The organism is Denitratisoma sp. DHT3, from assembly GCF_007833355.1.
Classification (GTDB): Bacteria; Pseudomonadota; Gammaproteobacteria; order Burkholderiales; family Rhodocyclaceae; genus Denitratisoma.
This window is the reverse complement of record NZ_CP020914.1, coordinates 3107093-3123758: the sequence shown is the minus strand read 5'-3', so window position 1 is coordinate 3123758 and position 16666 is coordinate 3107093. Positions and strand designations below refer to the sequence as shown.

Here is a 16666-nt window from a genome sequence, read left to right as displayed (position 1 = left end):
CGTGTAACCATTTGCACCACCCTCGTTTTTTCACTCAAGGAGAAAAATACATGCAAAAGAAACTGATCGCCCTGGCCATCGCCGGTCTGTCCAGCGCAGCCTTTGCCCAGTCCAACGTCGTCGTCTACGGCGTGGCCGACGTGGGCGTGGAATCTGTCACCATTGGCAACCAGCCCAACGAGATGGGCAACAAGACCCGCGTGGTCAGCAACAGCTCCTACCTCGGCTTCAAGGGTGAAGAAGACCTCGGCAACGGCCTGAAGGCACTGTTCCAGCTGGAAACCGCGCTCTCTCTCGGCACCAACGCCGACACCAACGGCGGCACCAACGGCACGACCGCCGCTGCACAATGGGGCGCCACCCGTGACTCCTTCGTCGGCCTGGGCGGCGGCTTCGGCACCATCAAGCTCGGCACCCTGACCGGCCCCTACCGCGTCCTGAGCACCACCTACACCTACGCGCCGGGCTCCTCCGGTGTGGCCTACACCGGCGCCATGTTCGGCACCATCGGCGGCATCAAGACCGGCACCGATGACCGTACCTCCAACGCCATCGCCTACACCTCCCCCACCGTCAACGGCTTCAACGCCTCCCTGCTGTACGCCGCCGCCGGCAACCGCAACGTCGACAACCAAGCGGTCTCCGTCAACGGCAAGGAATGGCAGATCGGCCTGAACTACGCCATCGGCGGTCTGAGCCTGGGCTACGCCCACGTCACCCGCACTGACGTCCAGGTCAGCGCACTGGCTGCCGGCCTGGGTGTCGTTGCCACTCCCTACGGCGACGAGCTGAAGGCCAACCGGATCGCCGCCAAGTACGATTTCGGTCAGGGCACCTCGGTCATCGCCCTGTGGGACAAGCAGAAGTATGAAAACGGCAAGGCTGTCGCCACCCCCTCCGTCGAGCGCAGCGCCTGGATGATCGGTGCCGGCCATCAGTTCGGCCGCAATCAGGTCACCTTCGAATATGCTCGTTCCAACAAGCTCGAGTTGAGTACCGGCGATGTGGCCAACTCCGATGCCAAGCAGTACACCCTGGCCTACAACTACGATCTGAGCAAGCGCACCAAGGTCCGCACCTACTTCACCAAGATCGACAACCAGTCGGCTGCCGCTTTCAACTTCTACAACAACCCCGTGGTTGGCTCGACCGGTGGCGATCCCCGCTCCATCGGCGCCTCCCTGCGCCACTCCTTCTGATATCGGCTGATCCCGATCTTGGAATTGAAACGGCCGCCCTCGGGCGGCCGTTTTTCATTGTCCTCGCGGAATCGGCGCAAGCGGCGACAGCCCGAGCCGTTACAACCCCGCCATTGCGCGTGAATCCTCAGGAAAACCGCGCCGCCAGCTCCCGCTGATAGGCAGCCGCCGCCGCATCGTTCTCGGCCGGCGCCCAGGCGGCCCGCTCGTCCGCATCCAGGGGCAGATAGGGTCCCGCCTTGGCCTCGAAGAAAACCGTGCCGGATTCCAGCGCCACCAGGGAATGCCAGGTGCCGTGCGGGATGTCGACGCCGCACACCGCGCCCGGCGTCAGCGTCGCGGTGCGGATCACCTGGCCGGCATCGTCGAAAATCAGCAGGCCCAGGCGGCCTTGCAGCACCAGCATGGTCTCGTCCTTGGTCGCCGCCAGATGGCGATGCGGCGCCACGTAGGAACCGGGCTCGATGGCGTTCAGCAGACGATGGGCGGGATGGTCGTCCGCCGCGTGGAAATTGCGGTTCCTGCGCCGGCGCGGACTGGCCGCCGCCTCGGCGCTCAGCGCGGCCAGCGCGTTGGCGTCGATCAGTTGGATCATGCGTAGATCACTTTCACATTGTCCGGCGTCAGCCAGTCCCGCAGCGCTTCCAGCAAAGCATCGTCGAGGCGCACCCGCCAGTCTTCGGGAAGGGTCATCTCGACCTCGGCCTCGCCGTTGCGGTAGGCCAGGCGCACCGGACAGGGGCCGTGGCGATGCGGCGACAACAGGCTGCGCAGCTTCTCGGCGTCGGCCTGGCCGTTCATCGACAGGCGCAACTGCCGGGCGAAGCGGCTGCGGGCCTCGGCCAGGGTCATCAGCTTGTCCGCCGTGACCCGCAAGCCGCCCATGTATTCGTCCTTCTGCACCTTGCCTTCCACCAGCAGCAGCTCGTCCTCCTTGATCTTGCTCCGCTCGGCGTCCCACAGTTCGTTGAACACCGAGACCTCCAGCTGGGCGCTGGCGTCGTCCAGCATCACGATCGCCATCTTGCCGCGCCGGGTCATCTGGGTGCGTGTGGAGACCACGACGCCGGCCATCAGCACCAGCTCCTTCTGCGGCTCCAGTTGCGCCAGGCCGCGCTTGGCGAAGCGGGTCACCTCGGCGCGGTAGCCGTTGAACGGGTGGCCGGAGAGGAAAAAACCCAGGGCCGGCTTCTCGTTCAGCAACTGCTCGCGCTCGCTCCAGCGCGGCACCTCCAGGTAGTGCAGTTCGGCGGCGGCCGTCTCCCCCGGTCCGCCGAAATCGAACAGTCCGCCCTGGTGCGCGTTGCGCTCGGCCTGTTCGGCCGCCTCCAGGGCGATGCCGACGGAAGCGAAGAGCTTGTGGCGATGGTCGTCGATGCTGTCGAAGGCGCCGGCCCGGATCAGGGCCTCGATCACGCGCCGGTTCACCACCCGCTTGTCGATGCGGCGGCAGAAGTCGAACAGGTCCGTGAATGCCCCCCCCTCGTCGCGGGCCTTGAGGATCACCGACAGCGCCGCCTCGCCGGTGCCCTTGATCGCGCCCAGGCCGTAGCGGATGGTCCCGCCGTCCACCGGCTGGAAACGGATGCCGCTGGCGTTGATGTCCGGCGGCAGGAAGACGAGGCCGTTGCTCTTGGCGTCGTTGCAGAAGAACTGCACCTTGTCGGTGTTGGCCATTTCCGACGACAGGGTGGCGGCCATGAAGGAGGCCGGGTGATGGCACTTCAGCCAGGCCGTGTGATACGCCACCAGCGAATAGGCGGCGGCGTGGGACTTGTTGAAACCGTAGCCGGCGAACTTGTCGATGTAGTCGAAGATCTCGTTGGCGGTGGCTTCGCCGATGCCGTTCCCGCCCGCGCCCTCGACGAACACGGCACGCTGCTTGGCCATCTCCTCGGGCTTCTTCTTGCCCATCGCGCGGCGCAGCATGTCGGCGCCGCCCAGCGAGTAGCCGGCGACCACCTGCGCGGTCTGCATCACCTGCTCCTGGTACACCATGATGCCGTAGGTGTTGGCCAGCACCTTTTCCAGCGAGGGCGTCAGGTAGGTGACTTTCTCGCGCCCGTGCTTGCGCGCGATGAAGCTGGGGATCAGGTCCATCGGCCCCGGCCGGTAGAGCGCGTTCAGGGCGATCAGGTCCTCCAGGCGGTCGGGCCGGGCCTGCACCAGCATGTCCTTCATGCCGCCGGATTCGAACTGGAACACCGCCGTGGTGTTGGCGTTCTTGAACACCTGCTCGTAGGTGGCGACGTCGTCCAGGGGCAGGGTTTCCAGATCGATCCCCTTGCCTTCGTTCGCGCCCTCCACCGTGTTGGCGAAATGCACCGCCTCGTTGAGGATGGTCAGGGTGCGCAGGCCGAGGAAGTCGAACTTCACCAGGCCCGCCTGTTCCACGTCGTCCTTGTCGAACTGGCTCACCACCGAGCCGCCGCCGTCGGCGGAATAGAGCGGGCAGAAATCGGTCAGCTTGCCCGGCGCGATCAGCACCCCGCCGGCATGCATGCCGACGTTGCGGGTCATGCCCTCCAGCTTGGTCGCCAGTTCCCAGAGCTGGGCGATCTCCTCCTCGTTGTCGATCCGCTCGCGGATCTGGGGCTCCTTCTCCAGGGCGTCCTGCAAGGTGATGCCCAGTTCGTTGGGAATCAGCTTGGCGAACTGGTCGACGAAGTTGAAGGGCAGGTCCAGCACCCGTCCGACGTCGCGGATCACCGCCTTGGCCGCCATGGTGCCGAAGGTGGTGATCTGCGACACGGCGTGGCTGCCGTACTTCTCCTTCACGTACTGGATCACCCGGTCGCGGCCCTCCTGGCAGAAGTCCACGTCGAAGTCGGGCATGGAGACCCGTTCCGGATTGAGGAAGCGCTCGAACAGCAGTTCGTAGTACAGCGGATCGAGGTCGGTGATCAGCAGCGAATAGGCCACCAGCGAACCGGCGCCGGAGCCCCGCCCCGGCCCCACCGGCACGCCGTTGTTCTTCGACCACTGGATGAAGTCGGCGACGATCAGGAAGTAGCCGGGGAAGCCCATCTGCTGGATGGTGGCGATCTCGAACTCCAGGCGCTCCTCATAGTGCTGGCGCTGGGCCTCCCGCTCGGCCGGGTCGGGATAGAGCTGGACCAGGCGCTTGGCCAGGCCGGCGCGCGATTCGTTGGCCAGATGCTGGTCGAGGCTCACGCCCGGGGGCGTGGGGAAGTCCGGCAGGAAGTTCTTGCCCAGGGTGATCGAGAGATTGCAGCGCTTGGCGATCTCCACCGTGTTCTCGATGGCCTCGGGCAGGTCGGCGAACAGTTCCGCCATCTCGGCCTGGGTCTTGAAGCACTGTGCCGGGAAGAACGGCTTGGGCCGGCGCGTGTCGGCCAGCACGTAGCCCTCGGCGATGCAGACCCGGGCCTCGTGGGCCATGAAGTCGTCGGCGTCCACGAACTGGATCGGATGGGTCGCCACCAGCGGCAGGTCCAGCTTGCTGGCCAGGGCCGCGGTGTGGCCCACCAGCGCCTCCTGCTGGGCATGTGCGCGGTCGCCGTGGGGACGCTGCACCTCCAGGTAGTAGCTGTCGGGAAACAGCCGCGCCCAGCGCAGGGCGCGCCCCTCGGCCAGATCCGTCTTGCCGGCCACGAGCGCTTGCCCGACGTCCCCCAGCGCGCCGCCGGACAGGGCGATCAGTCCCGAGTTGTCACCGTTCGCCAGCGCCGCCAGGGTGATCTCGGCCCGGCCCTGGCGGCGCGGCGCCAGATAGGCGGCGGAGAGCAGCTCGCACAGGCGCAGGTAGCCGCCGCGGTTCTTCACCAGCAACAGGGTGCGGGCGAAAGTGTCACGGACCGGGTCGCGGGCATCCTCGTCGCGCACCCAGACGTCGGCGCCGATGACGGGCTTCAGCCCCTTGCCGCGGGCGCCGGTGTAGAACTTGACCATGCCGAACAGGTTGGCCAGGTCGGTCAGGGCCAGCGCCGCCATGCCATCGGCCACGGCGCGGCCGATGGCGTCGTCGAGGCGGACGATGCCGTCGGTGATGGAATACTCGCTGTGGAGACGGAGATGGACGAAACGGGGCGCGGACATGAACGGGATTTTATCGCCCCGGCCCGCCGCCGCGCGGTGGAATTTGGTCGGAGCGGATCAGTCCTGCTCCACCCACTCCAGCAAAGGTTGCCACTGCGCCCAGTCCTGCGCGGCGCGAGAGGGGGAGAGATCGAAAATGCTCATGCCGTGGGCGGCGGCCTGGACGTAGTTCTGCGTATCCCGCAGACAGGTCAGCACCGGCAGCCCGAGGCCGGCAAGAAAGCGGTCCAGCTCCCCCGCCGCCCGGGTACGGGCATCCACCCGCATGCCGACCACGGCGACGAAGGCGTGGTGCTTGCGAATCTCCCGCTCCTCCAGCAGGAGGTCGAGGAATTGGCGGGTGGCCAGGATGTCGAAAATCGACGGCTGCAAGGGCACGATCACCCGCTGCACCCGCTTCAGCACCTGGGCCAGCTTCTTGCCGTGGAGCCCGGCCGGCGTATCCAGCACCGCGTGGGTGGTGTCCCTGGGCGGCCGGGCCGGACCGTCGGCGCCGATCTCCCAGGATTCGATGCGCGGCAGGATCGGCGGGCGCAGGCGCAGCCAGTCGCGGGAGGACTGCTGGCGGTCGATGTCGCCCAGCATCACCTTGTGCCGCTGCCGCGCCAGCCAGGCCGCCAGATTGGTGGCGAGGGTGCTCTTGCCGACGCCGCCCTTGGGATTGGCGATCAGGAAACTCTTCATGGCCGGCGTCCCGCCTACCCTTGATCCCAATAGGGCTCGCTGCCAATGTGAGCCACCAGGAAGTCAATGAAGACCCTCACCTTGCTGGGCAGATAGCGCGTAGGCAGATACAGCGCATAGACGTGTTGCTCCACCGGGATGTATTCCGAGAGCACCGCCTGCAACTTGCCGCTCTGGATATCCTTGCCGACGATGAAGGTAGGCAGCATTCCGAGTCCCAATCCGCCGAGCACCGCCTGCGACAGGGCCTCGTCGTCGTCGATCCGCAACGGACCCGTCACCGGCACTGAAATTTCCCCTTCCGGACCGGTGAAGCGCCAACGCCCCTGCCCGCCGGAACGGGTGTAGTCGAGGCAGCAGTGGGCGACGAGATCGGCCGGCATTTGCGGCTGTCCCCGCTTGGCGAAATAGCCGGGTGTCGCACACAGCTTGCGTCGGACAGGCGCCAGCTTTCTGGCCACGTAGTTCGGCGGCGGCTCTCCCGTGACGCAAATCGCCACGTCATAGCCCTCCTCGGCCAGATCGATCCAGCGGTCGGTAATGGTCATGTCGATGGTGAGCTCGGGGTGCATGGAGAGAAACTCCGCCAGCAGCGGCGCGATGTGCAGGGTGCCGAAAGCGACGGAGGCACTGACACGCAACACGCCGCGCGGCTCGGTGCTGAGGCTGGCGACGATGCGCTCGGCCTGGACCGCCTCCTCGAGCATGCGGTTGCAATGCTCGGCCACGGCCACACCGATCTCGGTCAGACTGAGGTGGCGGGTCGTGCGGTTCAGCAACTGCGCGCCAAGCATGCTTTCCAGGCGGGTCACCGCCTTGCTGACGGCCGAGCGGGAAGTCGCCAGGCGACGGGCCGCCTCAGCAAAGCTGCCGGCCTCCGCGACACGGGCAAAAATCGCCATCAAATTGAGATCGTTCATGAATGACGCCATTGCACTTGGAGGTCGCATTGTAGCCGCTAGAGATACATTCTGATTCCCTCGGGGTGGCTAATGCGCCGATGCTTTCTTCGATACCATCGATCCCGGGACAGACAGTGCCGACGGTTGTTTTTCCGGGCTCCGAGAATCGTTGTATGGAGGACCATCGAATGGCCAGACTGAAAAGCAAGCCCGCAGCGGCGCCCACCGGAAATGGAAACAACGCCGCACAGCCGATTACGCCGGAGCAGCGCCATCGCTACATCGAAGTCGCTGCCTACTATGTCGCGGAACGGCGCGGTTTCTGCGCCGGTGATGCGATGGCGGACTGGATTGCCGCGGAACAGGAGATCGACCGCTGCTTCAGCTCCATGAAGGCGAGTGGAGACGAGGGCGAGTTTGTCGCCCAACAGGAAACACTTCCACGACTGTCAGAAGGAAAGGCGTCATGAGGAACACCAGTTTGATCGTCAGCGATATCGATTTCATCCTGCTGATGGCCATGCAGCCGCCGCCTGACCTGCGCGCGGAACTGGAACGGGCGGTCGTCGTGTCGCCGGAATCGATGCAGGCGGATATCGTCGCGATGGGCTCGCGCGTGCGCTATATCGATCACATCAGCGGCATCGGACACGAGGTCGAGCTCGTCTACCCCGAAGACGAGGATTCAGCCAGGGGCCACGTGTCGATACTCTCGCCGACGGGCGTGGCGCTGCTCGGGCGCAGGGAGGGACAGACAGTCGGCGGCGCTTTTCCGTTCACCGTGGTTTCGGTGACGCCGACGGGTTCGCGCCGGCCGTCATCCGCGCCAAACAAGGCATGCGCCGATCCGGAACCGGACCAGGAACAAGCTGTCGCACTGTAGGCGAGAGCACCTGCAAGGCGCCGCGCCGAGAAGAACGCCTGTCACTTGACGCGTTCCCGCCGCCATCGGCCGGCGCCGTGGCGGCGAGCGGGCGGATTCGAACAACACCTGTAATTTTGGAAAGGTAACGATGCAGGGGCTACATCTGACTGCGGATATTCACCAATGTCGTGGCGAACCGGATTTGCTGGTCCATGAACCACGCCTGGCGGCGATTTGTCGCAGCCTCACCGAGGCCGCCGGGTTGACGATCGTCGGCGAAAAATGGATCACTTTTCCGGCACATCAGGGACAGCCAGGGGGTGTCACGGGAGTGCTGCTGCTGGCGGAATCGCACCTGGCGATACATACCTGGCCGGAGCGGGCCGCCGTGACTCTCGATGTCTATGCGTGCAACTTCATTACCGACAATTCCACCAAGGTCGAGAAGCTCACCCACGAACTGATCGCCCTGTTCGCACCCGAAGAAACGCAGATCCACCGGATCCTCCGCGGCGCCGCGGAGAGCCCGGCGGAAGGGCCGCTGCTGCTGGAGCACCTCAATGCCGATAGCGTCCATGGCTACCGCGCCGACAAATGCCTGGAGGTCCGCGTTACGCCATACCAGCGCCTGGAGGTGTTCGCCACCCCGCAGTTCGGCCGGGTCCTGCGCATCGACGATGCATTCATGACCTCCGAACGCGAGGAATTCTTTTACCACGAGGCGCTGCTGCATCCTGCCGCCATTGCTCATCCACGACTGCGCCGCGCCCTCATCATCGGCGGCGGCGACGGTGGCGCGGCGGAAGAGCTGCTCAAGCACCCCGGTATCGAGCGCGTGGTCGTCGCCGAACTGGACGCCGAAGTGGTGGAGGTTGCGAAAAAATATTTTTCCGAAGTACACCGCGACGTCTTTTCCGATCCGCGCCTGGAAATCAGAATCGGCGACGGCTTCGGCTTCGTGCGCGATACCGACGAACGTTTCGATCTGGTCGTTCTCGACCTCACCGACCCGGATACGCCGGCGACCTCCCTCTACAGCGCGGCGTTCTTCGCCATGTGCCGGCGCGTACTCAAACCCGGCGGCGCCCTCACACTGCATCTTGGCTCGCCGGTATTCGATCCCGAACGGGTGCGGGTCATCGCTGGCGCATTGCATGCCACCTTCGGCATCGTGCGCTGCTACGGGCTTTACATCCCGCTGTACGGCGCCTATTGGGGCTTGGCCGTGGCCTCCGACAGCCTCGACCCACTGGCCATCGCGCGCGATGAAGTCGCACGCCGATTACGGCAACGCGGCATCGACGACCTGCGCTATTACAACGCGGACGTCCATGGCGCCCTGTTCGCCTTGCCGAACTTCTACCGCAACCTGCTGACAGAACCCGGTGCGGACAACCCGGCCTGCGGCACCGCCGACAAGGCCGTTGGCTCATAGCAAACACCGGACCGGAGAGAAAATGACGACCGCCCAGCTCAACGCAGAGAAAATCTCCAGCGCATCCATTCTTCACCGGCTGCACCAGGAGGCGTGCCTGGACCTGCGCCAGCTGGCCGCGCTGCACCATGTGGCCAGCGACGATCCGATGCTTTTCAAGACGCTCCAAGCTCTCGAACGGGCCGGAAAAATTCGCCGTATCGGCGGCGGCAAGGGCCGGCGGACGTCCTTCGTGCTGTCCTCGTTCGACATTTGAGGAACCACCCCGGTCCAGCGCCGCCCGCCATACCTTAGACCAGCCCCATGTCGCGCGCCAGGAGAGCGGCTTCGGCGCGTGATGAAACATTGAGCTTACGGTACAGATCCTTCACGTAGCCGGATACCGTATGTTGGGAAATCCCCAGCAGGCGGGCGGTCTCCGCCTGGGTCATACCCTTGGCGATGAAACGCAGCACTTCCGTTTCCCGCACGGTCAATGCGCTGGTGGACGCGACGGACGCACGGTTGAAGAAAGTCAGCATACGCCGGGCAATGGCGGGGGAAAGCGGCGGCTCGCCGGCGGCGATGCCTTGCAAGGCCTGCACGATGCTGTCGATCGGCTGATCCTTGAGCAAATAGCCCTGGGCACCGGCACGCAGGGCTGGAAAGACGTGACCGTCATCGTCGTAGATGCTGGTGACGATGCAGAGCGTCGGCGGCGACAGGCGCTGGGTGAGTTCGATGATCTCCACGCCCGAGCCGTCCGGCAGCCCCAGATCGATCAAGGCGATGTCCGGCGCCGGACCGTTCCTGAGCAGACTGCCGGCCTCCTGCAAGGTTTCCGCAACGACGATGGCGATGCCGGGAAAGCTGCTGGACAGGGCCTGCCGTAGCCAGACCTGCGATTCGGGCAGATCTTCCAGAATGAAGCCGTGTTGCATGAAAACGCTCCTAGGCGAGTTTACGGATGATACGAAAGGGCTTCTGGCAGTCACCCCCGCAAACGCGGGGGGGGCCCTCAATAACCATGGAAATTACCTGGAAATTAAGGATAATGCCGGGCTCATTTTTGTGGTGACGCCGGCTCCGAGCCCGATGAAAATCCTGCCCCATTTCACATTCCTCCTGCTGCTCATGGCGACTGCTCCCGCCTTCGCCGACACCCTGCCGGCCGCCTCCGGCTTCGCTCTGGACGGTATGGCGCCCGCGGGCCGCTGGGCCGCCCGCCTGACCTTGCTGCAGAACGGCTACGACCACAAATTCGACAACGACGGCCGGCGCGTGGATCTGGACAAGGACTACGACGGTCTGGATCTGTCCAGCCTCAACCCCTTCCTCGGCGGGCGGCTGCGCCTGGGAACCCATGTCGTCACGGAGTATGCAGAGCTGATGCTGGGCTATGGGTTGACGGAAGACCTGACGCTGGGCGCGATCGTCCCCTATGCCCGCACCACCACCCATGTGCGTTTCGGCGTGGATGGCGGGATCGGCACCGCGGGAATGAAGGGCGTATTGACGGCGCTCGGCTACAAGCTGCCCCGCACCACGGCGGCGGCGGGACCGGGTGATCCGACGCTGGGCGCGCTGTGGCGCTTTCACAAGACCGAGCGCGACAGCGCCATCCTCGGCCTGGGGGTTCGCTTCGGCGTGGCCAAGGCCGACGATCCGGACGACCTGTTCGATGTGCCGCCGGGCGACGGCAGCACCGACCTGCGCCTCCGCGCCGAATACTTCCGCGACCTGGGGCAGGGTTTCGATCTGCGCCTGCTGGGCGAATACCAGATCCAATTGCCGGACCACGTGACGGCACGCCCGGGTAATCCCTTGACCACGGCAACCAAGGAGCGATTGAAACGGGATCTGGGGGACTACTGGGAATCCGACGTGGAACTGGGCAAGCGCTTCGGCAACTGGCGCGTTTCCGCCACTTGGCACCGTTACCGGGAAGCGACCGACCGCTACTGGTCGGCCGTCGGGTCGGACACCCGTTTTCTGTCCACGAATACCGCGACCCTCGCCGACCAGTTGCGCCTGGGCGTCAGTTGGAGCGGCATCGAGGCTTGGCGCAGCGGCCGGCTGCCACTGCCGCTGATCGTCAAGCTGGAGGTGCAGGACGCCGCCCGGGGACGCAATTTCGTCGGGGTACGTGACGTGTACCTGCGGATCAGCACCTTCTTTTGATGCACGGCACCTTGCCACCCCGCGTCCTGCTGCTCCTGCTGCTGATTCTCGGCGCGGCGCTGCCGGCCTGGGCGGGCGGCCCCCTGCTGTTGAGCCGGGGCGAATTTGTGCTGGATGCCGGCTCCCTGCCGCCGGCCGACGACGCAGGCTGGCGCGCCCAGGAACTGCCGGATCCCTGGCGTCTGAGCCGCCCCGGCGCCGCAGGCAACGGCTGGTATCGGTTCCGATTCCAGGGCGCCGAACTCGCGGACCCGCTGATGGCGGTGTATCTGCCCAAACTGATCATGAACGCCGCCGTGTTCCTCAACGGCACGCCGATCGGGGACGGCGGCCGCTTCGCCGAACCCATGGCGCGCAACTGGAACCGTCCCCTGCTGTTCCTGGTGCCGCCGGGATTGCTGCGCCCCGGCGAGAACGTACTGCATGTCCGCCTGGGAACCCACGACTACACCCAGGCCACCCTGGATCCCTTCTGGGTCGGTCCCGAGCATGCCTTGCGCGCCGAATACGAACGGGCCTATTTCCTGCGCATCACCCTCAACCAGACAGCCAGCCTGCTGATCGCCGCCATCGGCATGCTCGCCCTGAGCCTCTGGTGGCGCCGGCGACAGGACACTGCCTACGCCTATTTCGGCCTTTCCGCCCTGGTCTGGGCCGCCCAATCCACCAACCTCTATCTGAACCAGATTCCGTTTTCCACCACCGTCTGGGAAATCCTGGTCAACGGCGGTTTCCAGGTGTTCGCGGGCCTGTTGCTGATCTCCCTGCTGCGCTTCGTCGGCCTCCACCGCCCGCGCCTGATCGCTGCCCTCTGGCTGGCCCTGGTCGTCGGTCCGCTCAGTCTCTGGGCCGTGCCCGCCCGCCACTACTTCGCCACCACGGCCTTCTGGCACTTGTATACCCTGGCGACATCGCTGCTGACGCTGGTCCTGCTGCTGCGGGCGGCGTGGTCCGGCCACAACCGCGACGCCCGCTTCCTGGTGGGAGCGATGGGCGTCGTGGTGCTGTTCGCGCTCCATGACTGGCTGATCCACAGCCAGCATCTCTGGCAGGGCTCCACCGCCTGGCCCCTGGCCGATGTATTCCTGCTCCATTACAGCGCACCGGTGGTGTTCCTCGCCGTGGGCCTGGTCATGGTGGGCCGCTACGTTCAGGTACTGAATGAATTCGAGCAATTCAACAACGAACTGGAATTCCGGGTACAGGCCAAGCATGCGCAACTGGAGCAAAGCTATGCGCGCATGCGCCTCCTGGAGATGGAGCGGGCAGTGGCGGAAGAACGGGAACGCATCTACCGCGACCTGCACGACGACGTCGGCGCCAAGCTGCTGTCGCTGGTCTATCGCGCCAGCCGCCCCGAGGACGCGGATCTCGCCCGCTCCGCCCTCAGCGACCTGCGCGAAGTCGTCTCCCGCACCGGCTCGGACGCCTTCGGGCTCGATGAACTGGTGGCCGATTGGCGCTCCGAATGCGAGCGCCGCCTGCGGGAGGCGGGCATCGCGATCGAGTGGACTCAACGCCTGCCGGTGCAGGACCTGCTCCTGAGCCAGCCGCAGGCCCTCGGCCTGGGGCGCATCCTGCGCGAAGCCGTCAGCAATGCGATCCGCCACGCCGGTGCGAGCCGGGTCGGGGTTTCCATCGCATGCGACGGCGAACTGCTGAGCATCGAAGTCCGCGACGACGGCAAGGGCTGCCCGCATGACTCAACCCACCCCACAGGCCGCGGCCTGCGCAATATGGAAGCCCGTGCGGCGCGCCTGGGCGGCAACCTGAGCCGACGCAACGGCAGTGCCGGTGGCCATGCGGTGAAACTGACCATGCCCCGGCCCGATGCCGCGGCGGACATCGGAGCGGCTACTTCGCCACCGACGCCAGGCTCGCCAGGAACATCCTCGCCACCGCCGGATGGTAGTTCTGGATGACCTGCTCGAAGCTGCCCGGTTCCACCCGCCACTCGTACTCCACCTCGCTGCCATAGCCCAGATCCACGCCCCGCATACCGAACGCCGCACCCAGGCGGGACGCCACGGTGAGCGTATTGCGCGCCACATCCACCGCCTTGGAGGCGGTGGATGTGACATTCACCAGTTCCCCCAGATGTCCGGTATTGACGGTACTCTTGAGCGAAAGACGGGCCTTGTCGCCGTTGCCGTTGATGAAGGCGTAGCGGGTCGCGGAGGGAGCGAAGGAGGCGGCGCCCTGGGCCGTCGCGCTGCCGCCGGTCCAGATGCTGTGCTCACGCTGGGCGGTTCCACCGAGGAAGGTGATGCGCACCTTGAGCACCGCGGCGTCGAATTCCTTGGCCAGCTTTTCTTCCAGCATTGGAATCTGCGCCGTGGAGAAACCTGAGCCGAATTTGGTGCCGAAGGTCAGATAGATGTCGTCCTTGGGCTTGCTGAACAGCTTCTGAATGAAGGCCTGCTCGTTCATGAAGTACAGCGGCAGGTCGACGGCCGTATGGTAGACGCCCTTGCCACCCTTGGCCTCCTCCTCTCGCGGTGCTTTTTCGCCCTTGGCCGCGATCTCCTGAAAAGTGGCGCTGGCCTTGAGCTGCGCCTGCGGCACCACCTCGATGCCGGCCCTGGCAAGTTCCGCCACTGTCTGTTCGTAGAGCCGGTCGGTCACCGCCTGGAACTGCTCTGGCTGCGCACCCTTCATGCGGATCAGGGCGCTGGACGCGCCGCCGACGGCCAGCGCGATACCCGTCAGTTCAGCGGAAGCCTTGGCCTCGGTGACGTACTCCACCATGAAGGAGGGGATCACCACCCGTTTGACGTTTTTCAGGTAGTCGGGGTTTTCGATCTCGACATACTTCGCCGCCATGGCGGCAGCAGGCGCCTGCGGATCGAAGATCTCGGGCGTATCGCCGGCGAAGGCCGGCGAGGACAGCGCCAGGATTGCAGCAAAGACATGGATGGACTTGCGTGGCGACATTGCGTTGACCTCTCACTATTGGCGCGGTGCGGCCGGAATCCACAGGTATCCGACAGCGTTCGCGCTGACCAGGATATTTTCAGAAGGACATTTTCCAGCCGACGCTGCCGGACCAGGAAGCATCGAATCCTTTCGACGCGGCATGGAGGGAGGCGGAAATCACGGTGCGCTGGCTCAGGCGATGGTCCACCTCCAGTCCGAGGCGGCCCCAGCTGCGGCTGTCGGACGAGGTGGTGAAGGCAAACGCGAAACCGCCCGTCCCCAACACCTGTCCAGCCACGGTGCCGGTCGCGACACGGGCCGAGACCGCTTCGCCGCGGATGCGCAGATCGGTGTTCCGTCCCAGCGCGGTCCGCGCCGTCACGCCCAGGCGCAGTTCGTCGCTGTCGACCTTCTGTTTGCCGTAGCTCACCGGGAAACTGCCGCCACGCTCCGTGTAGGCATCCATCCGGGTTTCGGCATGGCTGTAGGCGGCGAAGGGGCTCCAGCGGAAGGCGCCGGTGCTCCAGGCATCGTGGCGATCGACCCGAAGACGGGCGGCCCAGGTCTTGGCGGTGGAATCACCGCTGGAGGCATCCACCGTCGCGCCGTTCAAATAGCCACGGCTGATGCGGGCATCCATCTCGCCATAGAGACCGGTGGCGCTGAGAATCCAGTCCCGCTGTCCGGTGGGCGCATAGTCCGCCTCCGCCACCAGATAGCTGCCATGGGCCCGGGTCTTGCCGCCGAAAGCCAGGTCCTGACGCACTCCGTTGGCGCCGATGCCGGCGCCGATGCGCAGGTTGGGCGCGAAGTCGTGGAAAACTCCCGCCTCGCCCAGTGCCTGGCGCATGTCCTGGTCATTGTCGCGGGCGAAGTCGCCGGTGATCCAGACGCCATTGCCATCGGCATTGGCCAGGCCGCTATCCATCAGGGTGCGATGGTGGGCGCCCCACAGGCTCAAGCCGTAGCGCCGGGCGACGGTATTCAGGGACTGCACCCAGGTGCTCATCAGCGAGTCATGGAAATCGGCGAGACCGATCACGCCGCCACCCCCGACTGGCGGCGTAGCGCCCGCTCCCGTGCTACCGGAACCGCCGCCGGTGTTGCCAGTACCGCCGGTTGCGCCGCCGCCACTGGTACCGCTACCGGAGTCATCCGATCCCGCATTGCCGGTACCAGAGCCACTCGTCCCGCCTCCGGTCGTCCCGGTGCCGCCGCCCGTACCGCCAGTGGTGCCACCACCTGAGCCGCCAGCGGAGGTCGCGTCCACGCGGGCCAGGTAGATCTGGGTCGATCCGTTGATCTGCCCGCTGCCCATCACCACATTGCCGGCGGCATTCACGGCCCTGGCATCGGAGAAGGTGTTTTTGCCCACATCCACGCCGTTGGCGGTGAGCCAGGCGGCGACCGATTGCATGCCGCTGGCCTGTGTCCAACGGAAGCCGGTACCGCCCGTGAAATTCTGGGTGACACCGTTGACCACCACGGGTTGATCGGCGCTGCCGACGATCACCGTACCGTCGGCATTGATGTCATTGCCCATGCTATAAGTTCCGCCGCTCAACGTGCCAAGGTTGACCATGCCGCCCGCCGCCGTCCAGCGGAAGGCGCGCTTGTCGTCGCCGTTGGACGTGGAATAGCCGGTCACCACGCTGCCATCCGCGGATACCCCGGTGGCCCGGCTGGTGGGATATTGCCCCCCCAAATGCTCGGCCAGCAGCCCCAGCCCCACCATGCCGGTGGCTGCGGTCCAGCGATAGGCTTCATTGGTCAGGTCCCCATGAGCGCCATAGCCCACCACGGTGTTGCCGGCGGCGTCCATGTCCAGCACCCGGGTAGCACTGAAACCGTTGCCCTGGAGATCCTGCGGCGCGCTCCAGCTGCCGCCGCTTTTCGCCCAGCGCACGGCATGGAGGCCCCCGCCCGTATAGACCGTGCCGCTATAACTCTCACCAGCCACCATGCTTCCATCATCGGACACGGCTCTGGCAAAACCTTGTTGCACACTACCCGCACTCGTGTTCAGGTTGGGCAGTTGGGTCAGCGCACCATTCTCCCAGACCAGGGCGCCGTAGGTGGTTCCGCCGGAATAGCTGCGACCGGCGATGACGCTGCCATCGGCGGATGCCGCCTCGGCCACCACTTCGGTGGCACCGCTGGGGCCCGGCAGTTCCGTGGCGCCGGCGGTGGTGAATTTGTAGGCCCGATAGGTGTAGGGATCCAGCCTGACCGAGCCGACCACCACGGTGCCGTCGTCGGACATGCCCTGAGCGCCCTTGCCGATGTTCGTGACATCTGGGCTGGCGACGGCCTCCAGACTGCCGCCCGCCCATGCGACACCGCTGCCCAGCGTCAGGAACCCGCAGGACATCAGCGCCCGGACGAGGATGGAACAACGCAACTTCATGACAATGCCCCTTGATTGATGAGTGCCGCCGAGTATGAC

The 16666-nt window shown here is 65.6% G+C and carries 14 protein-coding genes; 7 read left to right on the top strand and 7 right to left on the bottom strand.

Going from position 1 to position 16666, the window contains the following annotated elements; translation table 11 throughout:
- Positions 1 to 50 precede the first annotated feature (50 nt).
- Complete coding sequence (locus B9N43_RS14425) at positions 51 to 1199, top strand: porin (protein ID WP_186453841.1); 1149 nt, start codon at positions 51 to 53, stop codon at positions 1197 to 1199.
- Between the two features lie 127 nt (positions 1200 to 1326).
- Here B9N43_RS14425 and B9N43_RS14420 read toward each other — a convergent pair whose 3' ends face one another.
- Genes B9N43_RS14420 through B9N43_RS14405 form a run of 4 tightly spaced genes read right to left on the bottom strand, consistent with a single transcriptional unit; the run spans position 1327 to position 6862 of the window.
- A complete protein-coding gene (locus B9N43_RS14420) occupies positions 1327 to 1794 on the bottom strand; it encodes a WbuC family cupin fold metalloprotein (RefSeq protein WP_145842888.1) in 468 nt (155 codons plus the stop codon).
- Positions 1791 to 5258 carry a DNA polymerase III subunit alpha gene (dnaE, locus tag B9N43_RS14415; RefSeq protein ID WP_145842887.1) on the bottom strand — a complete coding sequence of 1156 codons (3468 nt, stop codon included), beginning with the start codon at positions 5256 to 5258 and terminating at the stop codon, positions 1791 to 1793. Before dnaE ends, B9N43_RS14420 begins: the two co-directional genes overlap by 4 nt.
- Positions 5259 to 5315: 57 nt before the next feature.
- Positions 5316 to 5942, bottom strand: a complete 627-nt coding sequence (locus B9N43_RS14410) for a ParA family protein (RefSeq protein ID WP_145842886.1) — start codon at positions 5940 to 5942, stop codon at positions 5316 to 5318.
- 14 nt (positions 5943 to 5956) lie between these two features.
- Positions 5957 to 6862 carry a LysR family transcriptional regulator gene (locus B9N43_RS14405; protein ID WP_145842885.1) on the bottom strand — a complete coding sequence of 302 codons (906 nt, stop codon included), beginning with the start codon at positions 6860 to 6862 and terminating at the stop codon, positions 5957 to 5959.
- Positions 6863 to 7032: 170 nt separating this feature from the next.
- Between B9N43_RS14405 and B9N43_RS14400 the strand changes: the two genes are divergently transcribed.
- The 4 genes from B9N43_RS14400 to B9N43_RS14385 all read left to right on the top strand — a co-directional run bounded on the left by B9N43_RS14400 (position 7033) and on the right by B9N43_RS14385 (position 9400).
- On the top strand, positions 7033 to 7314 hold the full coding sequence (locus B9N43_RS14400) for a DUF2934 domain-containing protein (protein WP_145842884.1): 282 nt from the start codon (positions 7033 to 7035) through the stop codon (positions 7312 to 7314).
- Positions 7311 to 7727, top strand: coding sequence for a GreA/GreB family elongation factor (locus B9N43_RS14395; protein ID WP_145842883.1), 417 nt, complete (start codon positions 7311 to 7313; stop codon positions 7725 to 7727). Before B9N43_RS14400 ends, B9N43_RS14395 begins: the two co-directional genes overlap by 4 nt.
- A gap of 130 nt (positions 7728 to 7857) precedes the next feature.
- On the top strand, positions 7858 to 9144 hold the full coding sequence (gene speE, locus B9N43_RS14390; protein ID WP_145842882.1) for a polyamine aminopropyltransferase: 1287 nt from the start codon (positions 7858 to 7860) through the stop codon (positions 9142 to 9144).
- A gap of 22 nt (positions 9145 to 9166) precedes the next feature.
- A complete protein-coding gene (locus B9N43_RS14385) occupies positions 9167 to 9400 on the top strand; it encodes a hypothetical protein (protein WP_145842880.1) in 234 nt (77 codons plus the stop codon).
- 34 nt (positions 9401 to 9434) lie between these two features.
- On the opposite strand, the gene B9N43_RS14380 is transcribed toward B9N43_RS14385, so the two are convergent.
- A complete protein-coding gene (locus tag B9N43_RS14380; RefSeq protein ID WP_145842879.1) occupies positions 9435 to 10064 on the bottom strand; it encodes a LuxR C-terminal-related transcriptional regulator in 630 nt (209 codons plus the stop codon).
- A gap of 154 nt (positions 10065 to 10218) precedes the next feature.
- Here B9N43_RS14380 and B9N43_RS14375 point away from each other — a divergent pair, with 154 nt between their 5' ends.
- Together B9N43_RS14375 and B9N43_RS14370 are read left to right on the top strand one after the other, a co-directional pair.
- A complete protein-coding gene (locus tag B9N43_RS14375) occupies positions 10219 to 11304 on the top strand; it encodes a hypothetical protein (protein WP_145842878.1) in 1086 nt (361 codons plus the stop codon).
- Positions 11304 to 13226, top strand: coding sequence for an ATP-binding protein (locus tag B9N43_RS14370; RefSeq protein WP_145842877.1), 1923 nt, complete (start codon positions 11304 to 11306; stop codon positions 13224 to 13226). Before B9N43_RS14375 ends, B9N43_RS14370 begins: the two co-directional genes overlap by 1 nt.
- On the opposite strand, the gene B9N43_RS14365 is transcribed toward B9N43_RS14370, so the two are convergent.
- Together B9N43_RS14365 and B9N43_RS14360 are read right to left on the bottom strand one after the other, a co-directional pair.
- A complete protein-coding gene (locus B9N43_RS14365) occupies positions 13159 to 14238 on the bottom strand; it encodes a hypothetical protein (RefSeq protein WP_145842876.1) in 1080 nt (359 codons plus the stop codon). The two genes, B9N43_RS14370 and B9N43_RS14365, sit on opposite strands and share 68 nt — an antisense overlap.
- Positions 14239 to 14317: 79 nt before the next feature.
- Complete coding sequence (locus B9N43_RS14360) at positions 14318 to 16627, bottom strand: autotransporter domain-containing protein (RefSeq protein ID WP_145842875.1); 2310 nt, start codon at positions 16625 to 16627, stop codon at positions 14318 to 14320.
- Positions 16628 to 16666 lie beyond the last annotated feature (39 nt).

What these genes read in the sequence shown, in the direction of transcription:
- B9N43_RS14425 (WP_186453841.1), top strand. Translation starts at nt 51, where the DNA reads ATGCAAAAGAAACTGATCGCCCTGGCCATCGCCGGTCTGTCCAGCGCA.
- B9N43_RS14380 (WP_145842879.1), bottom strand. Translation starts at nt 10,064, where the DNA reads ATGCAACACGGCTTCATTCTGGAAGATCTGCCCGAATCGCAGGTCTGG.
- B9N43_RS14375 (WP_145842878.1), top strand. Translation starts at nt 10,219, where the DNA reads ATGAAAATCCTGCCCCATTTCACATTCCTCCTGCTGCTCATGGCGACT.
- B9N43_RS14420 (WP_145842888.1), bottom strand. Translation starts at nt 1,794, where the DNA reads ATGATCCAACTGATCGACGCCAACGCGCTGGCCGCGCTGAGCGCCGAG.
- B9N43_RS14400 (WP_145842884.1), top strand. Translation starts at nt 7,033, where the DNA reads ATGGCCAGACTGAAAAGCAAGCCCGCAGCGGCGCCCACCGGAAATGGA.
- B9N43_RS14405 (WP_145842885.1), bottom strand. Translation starts at nt 6,862, where the DNA reads ATGAACGATCTCAATTTGATGGCGATTTTTGCCCGTGTCGCGGAGGCC.
- speE (WP_145842882.1), top strand. Translation starts at nt 7,858, where the DNA reads ATGCAGGGGCTACATCTGACTGCGGATATTCACCAATGTCGTGGCGAA.
- B9N43_RS14365 (WP_145842876.1), bottom strand. Translation starts at nt 14,238, where the DNA reads ATGTCGCCACGCAAGTCCATCCATGTCTTTGCTGCAATCCTGGCGCTG.
- B9N43_RS14370 (WP_145842877.1), top strand. Translation starts at nt 11,304, where the DNA reads ATGCACGGCACCTTGCCACCCCGCGTCCTGCTGCTCCTGCTGCTGATT.
- B9N43_RS14410 (WP_145842886.1), bottom strand. Translation starts at nt 5,942, where the DNA reads ATGAAGAGTTTCCTGATCGCCAATCCCAAGGGCGGCGTCGGCAAGAGC.
- B9N43_RS14395 (WP_145842883.1), top strand. Translation starts at nt 7,311, where the DNA reads ATGAGGAACACCAGTTTGATCGTCAGCGATATCGATTTCATCCTGCTG.
- dnaE (WP_145842887.1), bottom strand. Translation starts at nt 5,258, where the DNA reads ATGTCCGCGCCCCGTTTCGTCCATCTCCGTCTCCACAGCGAGTATTCC.
- B9N43_RS14385 (WP_145842880.1), top strand. Translation starts at nt 9,167, where the DNA reads ATGACGACCGCCCAGCTCAACGCAGAGAAAATCTCCAGCGCATCCATT.
- B9N43_RS14360 (WP_145842875.1), bottom strand. Translation starts at nt 16,627, where the DNA reads ATGAAGTTGCGTTGTTCCATCCTCGTCCGGGCGCTGATGTCCTGCGGG.